Below are 17,396 nucleotides of genomic sequence, written 5' to 3' on the forward strand. Positions count from 1 at the left end.
TCCGGCCAGCATGACACGTAATCAAACTCCCGCTTCGCCAACCACTCGACCTCGCGCCTGGAGCGCTGTCGCGGCTCTGTTGCTCAGCCTGATGCTGGCACCGACCGCCGCCTTCGCCGACGCCCAAGCGCCCGCCACCCCAGCCGCCACCGAGCAGAGCGCACCCGCTGCCGCTCCGGCTGCACCGGCCGCCACCGATCCGGTGCAGGCTGTCGACGCGGCCGACGCACCTGAAGTCCTCGAAGCCGACAACACCTTGGGCATGGCCCACGACCTGTCGCCGTGGGGCATGTACCAGAACGCCGACATCATCGTGAAAATCGTGATGATCGGTCTGGCCATCGCATCGATCATCACCTGGACCATCTGGATCGCCAAAGGCTTCGAGCTGATGGGCGCCAAGCGTCGTCTGCGTGGCGAAATTGCCGCACTGAAAAAAGCCACCACACTCAAGGAAGCCAGCGCCACCGCTGGTAAAGAAGGCACTCTCGCCAACCTGCTGGTGCACGACGCGCTCGAAGAGATGCGCCTGTCGGTCAACAGCCGCGAGAAAGAAGGCATCAAGGAGCGCGTCAGCTTCCGCCTTGAGCGCCTCGTAGCTGCCTGCGGTCGCAACATGAGCAGCGGCACCGGCGTCCTCGCCACCATCGGTTCGACCGCACCGTTCGTAGGTCTATTCGGTACCGTGTGGGGCATCATGAACTCGTTCATCGGCATCGCCAAAACCCAGACCACCAACCTCGCCGTTGTCGCACCGGGTATCGCTGAAGCCCTGCTGGCCACTGCACTGGGTCTGGTTGCGGCGATTCCTGCGGTAGTGATCTACAACGTCTTCGCCCGCTCCATCGCCGGTTACAAGGCGCAGGTCTCCGATGCCTCGGCAGAAGTCCTGCTGCTGGTCAGCCGCGATCTCGACCACCAGCCTGAGCGCAGCTCGCAGCCGCACATGGTTAAAGTGGGGTAATCGGCCATGGGCCTGCATTTGAAAGAAGGCGCAGACGACGATCTGGCCGAGAACCACGAAATCAACGTCACTCCGTTCATCGACGTGATGCTGGTGCTGTTGATCATCTTCATGGTGGCCGCGCCGTTGGCCACTGTAGACATCAAAGTCGACCTGCCCGCCTCGACCGCCAAACCGGCGCCGCGGCCGGAGAAACCGGTGTTCCTCAGTGTGAAAGCTGACCAGCGCCTGTTCCTCGGTGACGATGAAGTGAAAGCCGAAACCCTCGGCGCTACCCTCGACGCCAAGACCCAGGGCAAGAAAGACACCACCATCTTCTTCCAGGCCGACAAAGGCGTGGATTACGGCGACCTGATGAGCGTGATGGACAGCCTGCGCGCCGCCGGTTACCTGAAGGTTGGTCTGGTCGGTCTTGAGACGGCAGCCAAGAAATGATCACGACGCGCCATAAGCTGACGCGTTACAGCGGTAGCCTGGCCGTGGTGCTGGGCGTGCATGCGCTGGCCATCGCGCTGGCGCTGAACTGGACTGCCCGCCCGCCCATCGAATTGCCGCCGCAGGCAATGATGGTCGAGCTGGCCCCGTTGCCTGCCCCGCCACCGCCGGCTCCGCCGAAAGTCGTCACACCGCCGCAGCCACCGGCTCCGGTGGAAGAGTTGCCGATTCCGAAACTGGCTGAAGCACCGAAAGCGGAAATCGCGGTACCCAAACCCAAGCCGAAGCCCAAGCCGAAACCGCCGAAGCCGGTCGAGAAAAAGCTGCCCGAGCCGCCGAAGGAAAAACCTTCCGAGGAAAAACCGGCCGATACCCAGCCGACCCAGGCACCGACGGAGAAATCCGCCCAGCCTGCACCAGGTCCGTCGCCGGCTCAGTTGGCGGCCAAGGCCAGTTGGCAAGGCACCCTGCTCGCGCATCTGCAGAAGTACAAGAAGTACCCGCAGAGTGCGCAGTCGCGGGGCAAGGAAGGCTTGAATCGTCTGCGCTTCGTGGTTGATGGCGAAGGTAATGTGCTGTCGTTCGAACTGGTGGGCCGCTCTGGCAACGCTGATCTGGACCGGGCCACCCTGGACATGATCCGCCGCGCGCAACCGCTGCCCAAGCCTCCGGCCGACATGCTCAACAACGGCTCGATCGAAATTGTTGCGCCGTTTGTTTATTCGCTCGAACGTCGCCGCTAAGCAACACCGCAATACCTGTGGGAGCGAGCTTGCTCGCGAAGGCGCCAGGTCAGTCAGAGCAGTTTCGTCTGACATACCGCATTCGCGAGCAAGCTCGCTCCCACAAAGTGATGTGCTAACCAGTAGATCCAGCCAAGAGGCACCGAAAGGTGCCTTTTGCGTATCTGCCAGCGGCAAACCGACCTCGACCGGTGTCGCACTCAGCCCGCAGTCTGATAACGTGCGTCTATCGATTGCAGCCGGTATGCTTGGCGCGCATCTTCATGGACGCTTGCTATGACCCTCACAGAATTACGCTACATCGTTACCCTCGCCCAAGAGCAGCACTTCGGCCATGCCGCCGAGCGTTGCCACGTCAGTCAGCCGACGCTGTCGGTGGGCGTGAAGAAACTTGAAGACGAACTCGGTGTGCTGATTTTCGAGCGCAGCAAAAGCGCCGTGCGCCTGACCCCGGTCGGCGAAGGCATCGTCGCCCAAGCGCAGAAGGTCCTGGAACAGGCCCAAGGCATTCGCGAACTGGCCCAGGCCGGCAAGAATCAGCTGACCGCGCCGCTGAAAGTCGGCGCCATCTACACTGTCGGCCCGTACCTGTTCCCGCACCTGATCCCACAACTGCACCGGGTCGCCCCGCAGATGCCGTTGTACATCGAAGAAAACTTCACCCACGTGCTGCGCGACAAACTGCGCAACGGCGAGCTCGACGCGATCATCATCGCCCTGCCGTTCAACGAAGCCGACGTGCTGACCCTGCCGCTTTACGACGAGCCGTTCTACGTGCTCATGCCGGCGCAGCATCCGTGGACCAAGAAAGAGTCCATCGACGCCGGCCTGCTCAACGACAAGAGTCTGCTGCTGCTCGGTGAAGGCCACTGCTTCCGCGATCAGGTGCTCGAAGCCTGCCCGACCCTGACCAAGGGCAACGACGGCGCCAAGCACACCACGGTCGAATCCAGCTCGCTGGAAACCATTCGCCACATGGTCGCCTCCGGCCTGGGCATATCGATCCTGCCACTGTCGGCAGTGGACAGCCATCACTACGCCCCCGGCGTGATCGAAGTGCGCCCACTGACCGCGCCGGTGCCGTTCCGCACCGTGGCCATTGCCTGGCGCGCGAGCTTCCCACGGCCGAAAGCCATCGAGATCCTCGCCGACTCCATTCGCCTGTGTTCGGTGGCCAAGCCTGCCGCGCCGGTTACGGCCGGTTAAGCGAGCGTCATGACGGAGCTGTCGCAAGTGTCGGTGACGGCACTCAAGGGTGTCGGCGAGGCCATGGCCGAGAAACTGGCAAAGGTCGGTCTGGAGAATCTGCAGGACGTGCTGTTTCACCTGCCGCTGCGCTATCAGGATCGCACCCGCGTGGTGCCGATCGGTGCGCTGCGACCGGGACAGGACGCCGTGGTCGAAGGCACCGTCAGCGGCGCCGACGTGGTCATGGGCCGCCGGCGCAGCCTGGTCGTGCGCTTGCAGGACGGTACCGGCGGCCTGAGCCTGCGCTTCTACCATTTCAGCAATGCGCAGAAAGAAGGTCTCAAGCGTGGCACGCGGGTTCGCTGCTACGGTGAAGCCCGGCCCGGCGCCTCAGGCCTGGAAATCTATCATCCGGAATACCGCGCGATCACCGGTGATGAACCACCGCCAGTGGACGAAACCCTGACTCCGGTTTATCCGCTCACCGAAGGCCTGACCCAACAGCGCCTGCGCCAGCTGTGCATGCAGACCCTGACGCTGCTCAAGCCAAGCACCCTGCCCGACTGGTTGCCGACTGAGCTGGCCCGCGACTATCAACTGGCACCGCTGGCCGATGCGATCCGCTACTTGCACAATCCGCCCGCCGATGCCGATGTCGATGAACTCGCCCTCGGCCATCACTGGGCGCAGCATCGCCTGGCTTTCGAAGAACTGCTCACCCATCAACTGTCGCAACAGCGTCTGCGCGAAAGCATGCGTTCACTGCGCGCGCCGGCGATGCCGAAAGCCACGAAGCTGCCACCGAAATACCTGAAGAACCTCGGCTTCAACCCGACCGGCGCGCAACAGCGCGTCGGCAACGAAATCGCCTACGACCTCAGTCAGCACGAACCGATGTTGCGCCTGATTCAGGGTGACGTTGGCGCGGGGAAGACCGTGGTTGCCGCCCTCGCCGCACTGCAAGCGCTGGAGGCCGGTTACCAGGTTGCGCTGATGGCACCGACCGAAATTCTTGCCGAACAACACTTCATCACTTTCAAGCGCTGGCTCGAGCCGCTGGGCATTGAAGTCGCGTGGCTGGCCGGCAAGCTCAAGGGCAAGAACCGCGTCGCCGCTCTGGAGCAGATCGCCAGCGGCACGCCAATGGTGGTCGGCACCCACGCGCTGTTTCAGGACGAAGTGCAGTTCAAGAACCTTGCGCTGGTGATCATCGACGAACAGCACCGCTTCGGCGTGCAACAGCGTCTGGCATTGCGGCAGAAAGGCGTTGGCGGGCGCATGTGCCCGCACCAACTGATCATGACCGCTACGCCGATTCCTCGAACACTGGCGATGAGTGCCTACGCCGACCTCGACACCTCGATCCTCGACGAACTGCCGCCCGGCCGGACCCCGGTCAACACCGTGCTGGTCACCGACACCCGCCGCGTCGAAGTCATCGAGCGAGTACGCAGCGCTTGCGCCGAAGGACGTCAGGCCTATTGGGTGTGTACGCTGATTGAAGAATCCGAAGAGCTGACCTGCCAGGCCGCCGAAACCACGTTCGAAGACCTCACCGCCGCCCTCGGCGAATTGAAAGTCGGGCTGATTCACGGGCGCATGAAGCCGGTCGAGAAAGCCGCAGTGATGGCCGAGTTCAAGGCCGGTAACCTGCAACTGCTGGTCGCGACCACGGTGATCGAAGTCGGCGTCGACGTGCCCAACGCCAGCCTGATGATCATCGAAAACCCCGAGCGCCTCGGCCTCGCGCAACTGCACCAGTTGCGCGGTCGTGTTGGTCGTGGCAGCGCGGCCAGCCACTGCGTGCTGCTCTACCACCCGCCGCTGTCGCAGATCGGCCGTCAGCGTTTGGGCATCATGCGCGAGACCAACGACGGTTTCGTCATCGCCGAAAAAGATCTCGAACTGCGTGGCCCTGGGGAAATGCTCGGCACCCGTCAGACCGGCCTGCTGCAATTCAAGGTCGCCGACCTGATGCGCGACGCCGACCTGCTGCCCGCCGTGCGCGACGCCGCCCAGGCTTTGCTGGAGCGCTGGCCGACCCACGTCAGCCCATTGCTTGACCGTTGGCTGCGCCATGGGCAGCAATACGGCCAAGTGTGAGCACCGTCGCAGTTTGTGCAGGATCGTTCCTACAGAGCTGGTTATACTCCTGCCATTGTTTCAAAAACGGATACAGACCATGACCGAAGCTGCTCTCGTCCCCGAATCTCCGCAAGCTCCGTCTGTTATTCGGCTGCTGCTCAACAAGCTGGGCGTTGCCTATGAAGAAGTGCTCGACCACCACGGCCTCAATGCCTCGCGCAAGGTGCAGGCCGTGTTGCTGGACGATGCCGTGGGCGCGTTGATGGTGCTGTTTCCACAGAGCCAGTTGCTGGATCTCAATCGCCTCGCCGAACTCACTGGTCGCCGCCTCACAGCCGTGTCCACCGAGCGCCTGGAAAAGATGCTCGGCAAACACAATCTGAGCCTGCTGCCGGGCCTGCCGGCGCTGACCAGTTCGCCGTGCCTCTACGAAGAAAGCCTGCTGCGCGAGCCGAAGCTGCTGATCAACTCCGGCGAGCCGGGCCTGCTGCTGGAAATCAGCAGCGAAGACTTCAAGTCGATGCTGACCAAAGCCAGCGCCGCCAACTTCGGCGAAGCCCTGAGCAGCATCCGCCCCAACCTCGACCGCCCGGACGATGACCGCGAGGAAATCACCCAGGCCGTGCAGGCGTTCACTGCACGGCGCATTCAGCAACGTCTGGAAGCGACCATCGAGATCCCCCCGCTGGCCGAAACCGCGCAAAAAATCATCAAGCTGCGCGTCGACCCCAACGCCACCATCGACGATATCACCGGCGTAGTCGAAACCGACCCGGCGCTGGCTGCGCAAGTGGTGAGCTGGGCGGCATCGCCGTATTACGCGTCGCCGGGCAAGATTCGTTCGGTAGAAGATGCGATCGTCCGTGTGCTCGGTTTCGATCTGGTGATCAACCTCGCACTGGGCCTGGCCCTCGGCAAGACCCTGAGCCTGCCGAAAGACCACCCGCAACACACCACGCCGTATTGGCAGCAATCGATCTACACCGCCGCCGTCATCGAAGGCCTGACCCGCGCCATGCCCCGCGCCCAGCGCCCGGAAGCCGGCCTGACCTATCTGGCCGGTCTACTGCACAACTTCGGTTACCTGCTGCTGGCCCACGTGTTCCCGCCGCACTTCTCGCTGATCTGCCGCCACCTGGAGGTCAACCCGCACCTGTGCCACAGCTATATCGAGCAACACCTGCTCGGTATCAGCCGCGAACAGATCGGCTCGTGGCTGATGCGCTACTGGGACATGCCGGATGAGCTGGCCACCGCCCTGCGCTTCCAGCACGACCCAAGCTACGACGGCGCCTACGCCGAATACCCGAACCTCGTCTGCCTGGCCGTACGCCTGCTGCGCAGCCGCGGGATCGGCTCCGGGCCGGATGAAGACATTCCGGATGCGTTGCTTGAACGCGTCGGCCTGAGCCGTGAAAAAGCTAACGATGTCGTCAGCAAGGTGCTTGAGGCTGAAGTGCTGTTGCGTGAACTGGCTTCGCAATTTAGCCAGGCATAAAAAACCCGCGCTCACGGATCATTCTTTTTCCTGAGCGCGGGCAATTGCAGCTTCGTCATTTATCAAGCAATGAAGCGTGCGATCCATCCGCTCTTAGGCAGACTCAGCCGGTCTCGCCAATATTCACCGCACATAACAATTTTATTTTGCCCGGTAACTTGCACATTCAGAGTCGACTCCAGCCTCTCTGACGCATTAACTGTTACATAGCCACCGCTGAACTGCGTGTCAGGCTCGCCAGTAAGCTTGTAACGTGCACAGACGGCATGCATCTCGTCAGTTACGAACGCCCCGCCGCTGGTGCCGGCGACAATCAGCTTGCTTTCATCTGGGTTATCAAAGGTACAACTCGTCCAGTTTTGGCCGATTTCAGGCACAATTTTTGTAAATAGAGGCTGACCATTATTGAAAAGAGGGTGAGGTGAGCCATCCGCACTGAGCAAGACAATCACGCCCTCACCATCAAAAACCCCTTGGCCATCCTGGCCTCCAACCAGAGCAATTATTCCGTCCTTTTTTCTTACAGCAATATCGCGAAACACCGGCAGCCGATCAGACTTCACGATGAACTCGCCGAACTCATTGTCCCGCGTTCCATGTTCATTGAAGCGCACAGCATAAGTCCCGAAGGTGCCTTCATCATGAAAGTCGCCATACACCACCAAGCCACTGTCTACATGAGCGGCCACTCCGCGGGCGGCGTTATCACCTGTCGCACCCAGCTCAGCCAATTCAACAGTGGCCGAACCGATTTTGTTGAAAGTGTTGTCGAAACTGCCGTCAGGATTGAGTCGCATGACCAAGCCTTTAGTTTGCTGTGAAGCATGATCAAAACCGAAATAAACCAGAGCCACTTTGCCCCCTGGCAACTCGATACCGGACGCACCAGAGCTGGCGCCGCTCTGGATTGCAGACTTTTCATGCCCAGGTATATTTTGGCGTGCACGAGCTGCCGTTAGCGCTCCATCAAGTGGTACGGGCCCTGAACCGTACGGAAATTTGGCGACACCGCCTTCACCGAATTTATCGTTGAGTCGCCCGTCTGGCAGGAGCTGGATAAGCACAAAACCGTTCTCACCATTCGGAGGGCGTGTACTGTATTCGACCGTAATCAGTACCCCTCCGTTACTCAGCAAGTTTGCGCCAAACTTCCCTGATAAACATTTCTCCCCTGTCGAAATTCGCGCAAATCCTTGCTGGTTCTCGCCAAACCCGGTGCCAACATCAAGCTCGCCATGGTCCGTGAGCCGTGCGACTACGAAGCCGGGGAAAATACCTAATTCATTCGCCACGACGAACAGTCGGCCGTCAGGCAACGGAAGAACAACGTGCGGAGCAATGCTGATAAACTCGGGAAATTCCCAATTGAGTATGCCGTCAGCGGCAAATGTTGAATCAAGCTCACCTGCTTGTATGGTCATGTTGATAACTCTCCAATCCGGATAAGTCCCTTTACTGCTGGACATCTCGATCAAGCATCATTATGCAAACAAAAACACCTGTCATTTCTGACAGGTGTTCAGGGCCTTATGTGCCAATTTACCGACTTATTGAGCCAAACAATCACACTGGAAAGATGGTGCTTCAAGTCTTGGGCTTGGCCTTCATCGGCACCAAATACTTCATCAACCCCTGAAACCACATCACCAGCGCCGGGTTACCCTTGAGCTGAATCGACTTGTCCTGAATCCCCTGCATAAACGCCAACTGCTTGTTCTTCGCCTGCATCGTCGCAAAGCCATAACCGGCATCTTTAAACGCAATCGCAAACGCCGGCTCCGCCACCACCCCAGACTTGCTGGTGATGCGCTGATCCTTGACCACGAAATGCCGCGCCACTTTCCCATCCAGCGTCTGCAACTGAAACACCAGATCCTTGTCACCCAACTGCTGCTGGAACGCAGGATTTGTCCGGCTGGCCTTACCCATCAACAAACCCATCATCCACAGGAGAAAACGAAATTTCATGCGCACAGCCTCAAAAGGAAAATGAACGGCCGGGGCAGTGTAAGGGATTCGGACGATAACGCCAGTATCTGACTCTATTGGAAGAGGATGCAGACCATTTCCCGCACGATGACCGCCAAGTCACGATTCCGCAAGCAACGTCCTACACCTGTTGAAACACATCCCTGTAGGAGCTGGCGAAGCCTGCGATCTTTTGATCTTCCGCCCCGCGAATCTATGGGAAATTTCCCGCAAAGTGCGGGGCTGTCCATGAACTAGGCGAGTTGGTGCGGTGGGGATAGGCTCTGTGGGTCGCCGCAAAATCGGTGATACGGACGTGCAAGTCCGGTTCAGGTGCACAATCGTTAGTGGCGTTTCGCCGAGCGTTTTCCTATGCTCCCGATCGTTATGGCGGCTGTGCGTCGGAGACCTTCGGGTCTGCCGGGTTCCTGAACCGGTCTTGCACACCAACGCACAGCTGCCACCTATTCGAAGTGCAAAGCGAATTGGTGTCGGCCTCATAACTTCAGGAAGCTGCACCATGATCAAACCAACACCCAATCCCCCAGAAAACCCCGATATTTCGCCCTACGAATCTCTGGAATCAAAGAAATTCCACGAAGCCGCCGAGCGCGCCCTCGACCACCATTTCAAACCAGCCGTTGAACCACATCCCAAACGCGAAACCGGCCTCTTCAAACTCTCCCCCGGCACCGACGCCGAAGCCCTCATGGCCAATGCCTCCGAAGACCTCCTGTCCATCAGCGTCATCGCCTGCGACCTCGCCGACGACCTCCACGGCTCCCGCCGCTCAGTGGCGCTGGCCCTGAGCAGAATGGCGGACGGGGTGAGATTGATGGTGGAAGGGACGCTCGACCAGATTGAAGTGCGAAGCGTGGCGGCCAAGCCGTAGTGAGATTGGTGAATGAAAAAAAAGGGGACGTTAAGTCCCCTTTTTCAATATTCCCTGCTTCACCACTGGCAGCCTGTTTCAGGTTTCGAATCTACGTTGTAATCGTTTTCAAACGAATACTTCTTTGCAGATTTGTAATTCGTATACGTCATCGCATCAACCCGGCCACCCTGAGTGACCATCTGATACTCACCTGTCAGTGCGCCATCAACTACTTCAACCCAAGTTGTCGTGTACTGGTAGGGCCGGCCATACACGAGTTCTTCTTGTTCAGTACTGCGATGAACCAGCCCGATTGCCTTTTTCGACTTGCTGTACTTGACGCCAGCACCGCTCCATTTGGCGACAGAGTCGTAATAGGTTCGGAATTCAAAATTTATGGGTTTGCCTTCGTAGGAGCGGAAGCAAAAAACCTCGGTCGTGACCTCGCTATGAGCCGCCAGAGGAACGAAAACGAGCAACGCGGAAAACAATGCAGACGAAAATTTCAAACCGAACATTCCTTTAGCGGTTCATGGGTAATAAAAAACACGCTTTCAGCAACTCAACGAACGCTGGTCACGCCTCGGGCGCCATAGCACTGCGCTCACCCACCCTCGACGGGATCTTCGAAGCCTTCCCCGCTTCAGACATTCGCGATGAGTATTGCTTGTATGCCGCCACCGCCCGCTCTTTATCGTTCACGGCCCAATAACTGTCAGCGAGATTCAGGTAAGCAACCGTCCTGTTTGGGTGGTTGGCAATCACTGCATTGAGCAACTCAATCGACTCAGCGTAATAACCCGCCTCGCCCAGTAAAAACCCAAGGTCGTTGGACCAGCCGGGACGCTGCGGGTAGTAGTACTTTGCGACGATATAGCTATCCGGGGGACAAGTGTCATGCGAGCCACCGCCCATCAACGCGTAGCTCATCGTATCCTTGAAGGAAGAGTCATCACCCTTTCGGTAGGCTGCCAGCGCCATATCCAGCAGATCAGCTGAATCGACAGTCATCAATTTCTTTCTAACGCCCTCAATACTGCCAATACGAGCAACCTGCAGCTTCTGCAGCGCTTCACGCCCATCGAAAGAAGCGAGAGTGATGGGGCCCAATGTCTGCACCGGCAACTCCACTACGCTAACAAGCGACCGGTCACAGGAGTCGTTGTTCGCCACTTCCAGCAGAGCTTTCAGCTCAAACTGCTTTGAACCTTTGTTGAAGGCGAACAACAGGTTGAAGTTGTAAACCGCGTTATCTTCCTCGCTGGTTACCAGCGCGATGTAATCCCCAGCCTCAACGAACGGTTGCTTGACCACAGCTTCCTCAGCCTGTGGATCAATGACGGTCATGACGCCAGGGCGACCTTTGAGTACATGGACGCTGAAGACACCCTGAAGAGCGGACGAGTACTGACTCTTGATCAGAGGCAGCGCCTTCGACGTATCGAGCAAAATTTCCTCATTACGTGCCTGCACCGGCGCGATCAACAACCGATTGGAGGCCTCGTCCGCACCCCCTGTCAGAACAAATACCTTTTGCCGTGATGCATCACCCAGCAAGCTAGCCGGAATTTCCTTCAGGACTTGTGGGGCAGCGAGTGCGTATGAAGTGATTAGCAGCCCAAGGCTCAACACGATAAAGCGGAAGAACATATTCACTGTCTCAGTCCCTGAATTTCAGATCGCTCAACGACGCGTTGCGGAATCTTCTGCGCTTTACCGGCGGCACTCATCGCGTCGCGGTACTCGCGGTAATAACGCTGCGCTTCTTCTTGCCGAGACATTGGTAGCGCTGAACAAACTGCTGATCATCAACACCCACTTAAGGCTGGCCATAGAAGATCCTCTTCACCACCGGGCTTTCTGACATTAACTGTCTCTTCGTAACGCCATAGGCCTTGATCAGCTCTTCCCGAGATCCCTTCGAGCCAAAAGAGCGTTGGTTATTATCGAAGCTGTATTGCTCCAATCGCCCTGCTGTCGAGTAATACCCATGCCACTCCGCGCAGGCACCACAACCGCCATATCCGCCTATCGAAACAAGGCTGCCCTGGGTGCCTTCCACGCAATCCATCGCCACAACAACATTGCTCAACATTTTCGTCTTCGCACCGTCGGAAGTGAGTTGTGAAACTTTGCTGATATCGCGACGAAGCACTTTGCCGCCGATGTTGATGGTCTGGTCGGAGCAAACCGGGATGACGTGGATTTGCGCACCATCCACCGTCACCGATCGGCAGGACGACACCAACACCACTTCAACACCGCCGCACTGCATGACATCGCGCTGGGTAAAGGCGTCCAAAGGCGCGGCGAGAGCTGGCAGAGAGAGCAGCAGCGAAAGACTGCCCGCGAGAAGACGGCTCATCCACTCACTCCTCATCCATCGGCGACGATTCCACGTCGGTCATGCTCAGCAGCCGAAACTCATTGTTCACAAACTCGTAATAACGGTCCCGGTTACCACTTTCCAAAGCATTCCCCTGCGCATCTTCTTCGCCGTCGAGCGTGATGCCGGACACGATAATCAAACGACTACCGGGCTGGTAAACCATGCCGAACGTGCTGCCGTCGTAAGCATTCGGCAGACCGCCAACCACTTCACCGGTCTGAACGTTCAGCACTTCGCCGCAAATGGCGCTGCCGCCACAGCCAAGCCTGTGCAGGATGTAATGGCCGGCGAAGTTGACCTTGCCTTTCAGGGCTTGCACCCGTGCCTGATCCATCATTGGGCTACTGTTTTCCTGCGGCACCAGTTTATGGTTGGGGCCGGTGAAAACTGGCGTGACGGTGTAATCCTTGAATGCTGGATCGGCAGCGAATGCCATGGACGCGGCAGCCAATATCAAGCTGCCGAGAAGAACTGAAAATCCTTTCACGTAATAACTCCGTAAATGCAGTGGGGACCGTCGACTTACTCAGACTGCCCTTCATAAAGCTGTGTCTGCGGATTGAATTGCCACAGATGGGGCCGGGTCATGGCCTCTTTGCCCTTGTAGCGGATCTGGTCGCGCTTATCGCGGATGTAGGAGTAGATCTCGATGTCTTTTACATCGCCGCCGTTCTTGGGCGGTCCGTCCAGTACCTTGACCTCGGCGAAGTAATCGCCGCCGACATGCTTCAAGTACCCGTGGCACTGGATAAGGAAGGCGAAGGTCGAGTCACCCGCTGAACCACGGCTTGAGTAGGAGGTGAAAATGAAGTCCTCCTGACCGTCGCCGTTGAGATCGCCGCGATACACCACCTTGCCCTCCTCCAGACTGAATCCATCAGTTTGAAAACTTGAATGTATGTCCAGGACGTAATCGGGTCTTTCCACCCATTGCGACAGAAAATTCTTCGTATCGGTCTCCGAATTGCACAGATCCGTTGCCATGCTCACCATCGGCAACCAGGCCAAACACATCAACAACAGTCGTTTCACTTCGCATCCTTCGAATTGATCAATTGCAACTCACCATCCCGATACAACACCTCACACCCCACCCACGCCGGATCCACCTGCGGCATCACCGCCGACGGTTTGCGCAATTCGCGCAACAACGTCGAGCCATGCGACAAGCGCCCGCCCATCCGCGCAATCACCGCCCGCGCCGTTTGATAGTGCGCATGTCGCCCCGGATCGAGAGTGTCTTCCAGCAAGATGTCCTCGCCGAGGATGCCTTGCACCTGCCCCGGATAAATCATGAACCCGGCGGCCTGCTCCGCACCTTCGCGACCGTCCTGCCAGAAGCTGCCGTCTCGGGTGCGCACGTCGGGATGCGGCGCAAACCAGTGTTCGCGATCCGCCAGCGGCATGGCGTGGTGCAGGCGGAAGAAGATGCGCATGAGGTTGTCGCGATACCACTCGCGTACTTGCAGGTAGTAGCCACGCAGGCCCGGCAGGCCGGTCGAATGCGCGAGGCGGATCAGCCCTGACCATTGCGGGAATGGCTGTAGCGGCAGTTCGCTCGACGCGGGTCGAGGGGTGGCCGGATCGGTTTCCCACGGCAATCGATGCGGACTGTTTTCAAGGTTGTCGTAAGCGGTCGGCGGACGGCCCAGCCAATCGCTGCCACTGCTGGCCAGCGCCGTGGCGATGCACAGATTGCCTTGCACCACGAACACGTAAAACCGGGTGAACCAGTCCGCTAGTTGTTGGCCATCGGCAGCTTGGGCGACGAGTTCGGCCAGTTCCCGATCGAAGCGCTGCAAGCCGTTTTCAAGGTTCAGCAAATGGCCGCGAGCCTTGCGTTGCATACGCAAAAACAGCGGCAACGAACGCAGCATCTTCAGCGGTTGCCATGGCAGATGTGGTGTCGCACCGCCGACTTCACCGGCGTAGTTAGCGGCGCTGATGCCCCAGTCGGCCAGCCGGGCGAGAAACAGATCATTGTTGATGTAGGAAGCGCCGCCGAACAAGGCGGTGAACGGCTCATTGTCCTGCAGCACCCGCGCATCCCAACGCGCCATGATCGCCGGAATACTCGCTGCCGCGCGGCGTTGGGCGTATTCCACCAACACGCTCGGTTGCGGCGGCAGGATCTCGGCGATATTGGCGGCGGTCAGGTGGCGGCGCCAGCCGTAATCGCTGATCGGCCGGTATTGCAGCAACCACAATTGCGCACCATCCCAGGCCCATTCGACATCGCCGGGCACGTAGTGGAACACGCGCAGTACGTCTTGCAAAAAGCGCCAGAGCAGGTCTTCGGTCAAACCGTGGGACGGCGTGAACGTGCCGCTGCGCCAGGCATCGCCGAGCCGCGAAAGTGTCGCGCGCGAGGGGCTGACGTGACCGTCGGCCAGCGATTCGAGATGGCCTTCAACCCATTCGAGCTCTACCGACAGATGCCGCACAAACGCGATCCCGGAAACCACCGGAGTGATGAAGCGTTGCACCACCACTTCCTCGACACCTTCGGCCGTCAGTTCGGCAATGCGTTTCGGCACATTGGCGGACGGCTCGCGCAGATAGGTTGTGCTCAAACCGGCATTCGCCGAATCGGCCTGATCCTCGCCATAACTGGAGGAGCGCACCGCCCAGGTCACATCAGGTTGGGCAGCGAGAAATGTCGGCAGACGCGGATCGCTGCAATCGTTGAGCGTCAGCGCCGCCGGTACCGCTTGCCGCGCCAGTTCAGCCAGACGCAAACGCCCGCCCTTGGTGTGCGCGACAAACCCGCGCTCGCCGGCCTCCAGCCACTGCGCGAACTGCGCGGGCGAATCGATCCACGGGTAATGACCCCAGCCGGGTTTGATGCTGATGGTCAGATCAGCGCGGGCGAGAATCGCCGACCACGCCGCCGCTTGTTCGATGCCGAGCACCGCGTCCTGATCGCCCCAGACCAATTCGACCGGATCGGTGATCCACTCCAACAGTGGCAGCGCGGTGTCGGCGCGCACCAGATCCCAATGCGGCACAAACGCACGGCAGCGAGCATAGCCGGCGCCCATGCGCTGGTACTGCGCGGGCGTCCAGGTCTGGTTGGAGAACTTGCGCGCGAACAGCGTGGGTTTGTTCGACAGCAGCCAGTGAATGGTCTTGCGGATCGGCAGCGGCGACATCAACGCCGGCAATCGACGCTGCCACAAAAACGCACCGACCGGCGCCAACAAAACGCTGCGGGAAAAGTGTCCGGGCCGACGTTGCAACGCATGCAACACCAGCAACGCATTGACCCCGACCGCCATGATCGCACTGCCCTGCTGTGTCATCGCCAGCAAGGATTGCGCGTAGTCCGCCAGATCCTCGCAGGGTGGCAGCGGATTGGCGCCGAAGCCCGGCAACTCCAGCGGCACCACGTCGTAGCGCTTAAAGTGCGGCAACGCGTCGTCCCACCAATCAGCGGCGCTACCGTTGCCGGCCAGCAGGTACATCATGGGCTTGCTCATGAACGATCCTCAGGTCAGATCGCGCAGAGCGGCGTCGAGTGTTGGATAACGGAACGTGTAGCCAGCCTCGGTCAAACGCTGCGGCACCACACGCTGACCGTCGAAGAACAGTTGCGCCATCTCCCCCGCCATTGCACGCACTGGCGCGGCGGGAATGTGGAACCACACCGGACGCTTGAGGACCTTGCCGGCCTGCTCGGCGAACGCCGCCTGACTGACCGTTTCCGGCGCGACCATGTTGTAGGTGCCGCGCAGATTGTCATCGTTGAAAGCCCGCGCGATCACCTGAAGCACATCGTCGCGATGCACCCAGCTCATGATCTGCTGACCGTCGCCCATGCGCCCGCCGAAGCCTAGGCGGAACGGCATTAGCAACGGCGTCAATGCACCACCCGCGCCGAACACCACGCCGAGGCGCAGCACCACCTGACGCACGCAAAATTCCGTGGCTGGTTGCGCGGCGGCTTCCCAACACGCGCAGAGTTCGGCCATGAAGCCGTCGCCCTGGCTCGCGTGTTCGTCGAGACTTTCGCTGGCATCGCGCACGCCGTAGAAACCGATGGCCGAGGCTTGAATCCATAGCGCGGGTTTGTGCTTGGTGTTCTTCAGCCAGGTCATCAGCGCTTCGGTGGTGCCGACTCGGCTGGCGAGCAATTGCGCCTGACGTTTGGGAGTCCAGCGTGGGCCAGCGACAGGGGCGCCGGCGAAATTGATCACTACGTCGAAGGCTTCGTCATGACTGAGTTCGATGAGTGAATGCACGCAGCGGACGCGGCCGTTGAATAGATTGGCCGCGCTCAACGGATCGCGCGTCAGTACGCTGACCGAATGGCCCGCGTCGAGTAATCGATTGACCAAGGCTTCGCCGATGAACCCGGTGCCGCCGGTGATCAGCACGCGTTTGAAAGCGCTGCCGGCAAACGGGTTGGATTGGCTCGGTGTCTTTACTGCAGGAGGCTTCCGGCGATCATGCCGATACAGCCAGAACAACGGCGGCAACAACACCAGCAACGCAAAACCGTCGAGCCACAAGTGCGACCAGATCTGTTGTTGCGCTGAAAGCCACATGTCCTGCGGCGCCCATAACAGGATGCCGGCGCTCAACCAGCCCCAGACTGCCGGGGCTTTCAAGCGATTGCCCAAGTGCACCAGCGCAAGCATGTACAGCGAATAACTTTGCAGCGTCGCGCCGAACAGCGCGAGCCACCAGACTTGTTGTTCGTGGCCGGCGGTGGGAACCGCATCGGCATCCCAGAACGACAGTTCGAGGACTTGCAGGTAGCCATCGAGCAAGCCGGAGTCACCGGCCCAGGTCAGGGTAAGACCGGCGAGGATGTGCGTGATCGCAGCGGCATATAGCCAAAGCACCAACGCTGGGCGAAGCGAGGAAGAAGAGGCTGGCATTCCGTGTCCTGAGCGCGTTCCTTGGGGGTGGGGAGTTTAAAGGAAAATCGCGGTCGTCAGATGCTCAAGCGTTAAACGTTTTAGCGTGAGGGATTCAGACAAAACTTTTGCAAAAACCGCCTCAAACAGCCCCTCGAAATTCAAATGCAGTGGCTGGCTTTGATCGGCGCCGTGGCTGACGATCCCAATCGCCCCACGTTGAAGACGCCCAACTGGTCACCTTTGTCAGCCGCCATTTGATAACAGGCTAAAAGAAAAAGAGGACAGACCATAAAAGAAAAAAGGGACAGACCGCGTTTTTCGGGTAATTGCTAAAATCGTGGTCTGCCCCCATTTCACTGTCCCCATTTCACCCATTTCTCCATTTCA

General features: G+C 59.3%; 16 protein-coding genes. 7 read left to right on the forward strand and 9 right to left on the reverse strand.

Annotation, left to right across the window (positions count from 1 at the left end; all coding sequences use genetic code 11):
• Positions 1-10: 10 nt before the first annotated feature.
• The 6 genes from exbB (at position 11) to J5M66_RS02175 (ending at position 6,913) form a co-directional block, all read left to right on the forward strand.
• The gene (gene exbB / locus J5M66_RS02150) at positions 11-964 is read left to right on the forward strand and encodes a tonB-system energizer ExbB (protein WP_024014803.1); all 954 of its coding nucleotides are present in this window, start codon (positions 11-13) and stop codon (positions 962-964) included.
• 6 nt (positions 965-970) lie between these two features.
• On the forward strand, positions 971-1,399 hold the full coding sequence (gene exbD / locus J5M66_RS02155; RefSeq protein WP_016772535.1) for a TonB system transport protein ExbD: 429 nt from the start codon (positions 971-973) through the stop codon (positions 1,397-1,399).
• The gene (locus tag J5M66_RS02160) at positions 1,396-2,142 is read left to right on the forward strand and encodes an energy transducer TonB (RefSeq protein ID WP_042608108.1); all 747 of its coding nucleotides are present in this window, start codon (positions 1,396-1,398) and stop codon (positions 2,140-2,142) included. The genes exbD and J5M66_RS02160 overlap by 4 nt, the downstream gene beginning before the upstream one ends.
• A 276-nt stretch (positions 2,143-2,418) precedes the next feature.
• Positions 2,419-3,348: a hydrogen peroxide-inducible genes activator gene (locus tag J5M66_RS02165; protein ID WP_024014805.1), complete on the forward strand. Its 930-nt coding sequence runs from the start codon at positions 2,419-2,421 to the stop codon at positions 3,346-3,348.
• A gap of 9 nt (positions 3,349-3,357) precedes the next feature.
• The gene (gene recG / locus J5M66_RS02170; protein ID WP_041476627.1) at positions 3,358-5,433 is read left to right on the forward strand and encodes an ATP-dependent DNA helicase RecG; all 2,076 of its coding nucleotides are present in this window, start codon (positions 3,358-3,360) and stop codon (positions 5,431-5,433) included.
• 79 nt (positions 5,434-5,512) lie between these two features.
• On the forward strand, positions 5,513-6,913 hold the full coding sequence (locus J5M66_RS02175) for an aminoacyl-tRNA deacylase and HDOD domain-containing protein (protein ID WP_071172104.1): 1,401 nt from the start codon (positions 5,513-5,515) through the stop codon (positions 6,911-6,913).
• Positions 6,914-6,975: 62 nt separating this feature from the next.
• Here the strand turns inward: J5M66_RS02175 and J5M66_RS02180 are convergent, their stop codons facing one another.
• Positions 6,976-8,334 carry a hypothetical protein gene (locus tag J5M66_RS02180; RefSeq protein WP_207807571.1) on the reverse strand — a complete coding sequence of 453 codons (1,359 nt, stop codon included), beginning with the start codon at positions 8,332-8,334 and terminating at the stop codon, positions 6,976-6,978.
• Between the two features lie 163 nt (positions 8,335-8,497).
• Positions 8,498-8,881, reverse strand: coding sequence for a helicase (locus tag J5M66_RS02185; protein WP_207807572.1), 384 nt, complete (start codon positions 8,879-8,881; stop codon positions 8,498-8,500).
• Positions 8,882-9,401: 520 nt separating this feature from the next.
• On the opposite strand from J5M66_RS02185, the gene J5M66_RS02190 reads away from it, so the two are divergent.
• A complete protein-coding gene (locus tag J5M66_RS02190; RefSeq protein ID WP_122698716.1) occupies positions 9,402-9,773 on the forward strand; it encodes a DUF6124 family protein in 372 nt (123 codons plus the stop codon).
• Positions 9,774-9,832: 59 nt separating this feature from the next.
• Here J5M66_RS02190 and J5M66_RS02195 read toward each other — a convergent pair whose 3' ends face one another.
• From J5M66_RS02195 to J5M66_RS02225, 7 genes are all read right to left on the reverse strand, one after another.
• Positions 9,833-10,264 carry a hypothetical protein gene (locus tag J5M66_RS02195; protein WP_122698804.1) on the reverse strand — a complete coding sequence of 144 codons (432 nt, stop codon included), beginning with the start codon at positions 10,262-10,264 and terminating at the stop codon, positions 9,833-9,835.
• Between the two features lie 67 nt (positions 10,265-10,331).
• A complete protein-coding gene (locus J5M66_RS02200; RefSeq protein WP_122698717.1) occupies positions 10,332-11,405 on the reverse strand; it encodes a tetratricopeptide repeat protein in 1,074 nt (357 codons plus the stop codon).
• A 169-nt stretch (positions 11,406-11,574) separates the two neighbouring features.
• The gene (locus tag J5M66_RS02205) at positions 11,575-12,120 is read right to left on the reverse strand and encodes a hypothetical protein (RefSeq protein ID WP_207807573.1); all 546 of its coding nucleotides are present in this window, start codon (positions 12,118-12,120) and stop codon (positions 11,575-11,577) included.
• A gap of 4 nt (positions 12,121-12,124) precedes the next feature.
• Positions 12,125-12,580 (reverse strand): hypothetical protein, encoded by a 456-nt coding sequence (locus J5M66_RS02210; RefSeq protein ID WP_243432840.1) that lies wholly within the window; start codon positions 12,578-12,580, stop codon positions 12,125-12,127.
• An 86-nt stretch (positions 12,581-12,666) separates the two neighbouring features.
• Complete coding sequence (locus tag J5M66_RS02215) at positions 12,667-13,176, reverse strand: hypothetical protein (RefSeq protein WP_224796879.1); 510 nt, start codon at positions 13,174-13,176, stop codon at positions 12,667-12,669.
• Positions 13,173-15,623 (reverse strand): alpha/beta fold hydrolase, encoded by a 2,451-nt coding sequence (locus J5M66_RS02220; RefSeq protein ID WP_207807574.1) that lies wholly within the window; start codon positions 15,621-15,623, stop codon positions 13,173-13,175. The genes J5M66_RS02215 and J5M66_RS02220 overlap by 4 nt, the downstream gene beginning before the upstream one ends.
• Positions 15,624-15,632: 9 nt before the next feature.
• Positions 15,633-17,027: a TIGR01777 family oxidoreductase gene (locus J5M66_RS02225; RefSeq protein WP_207807575.1), complete on the reverse strand. Its 1,395-nt coding sequence runs from the start codon at positions 17,025-17,027 to the stop codon at positions 15,633-15,635.
• Positions 17,028-17,396 lie beyond the last annotated feature (369 nt).

It is taken from the genome of Pseudomonas sp. 67(2021), assembly GCF_017491835.1.
GTDB classification, from domain to species: Bacteria; Pseudomonadota; Gammaproteobacteria; order Pseudomonadales; family Pseudomonadaceae; genus Aquipseudomonas; species Aquipseudomonas atacamensis.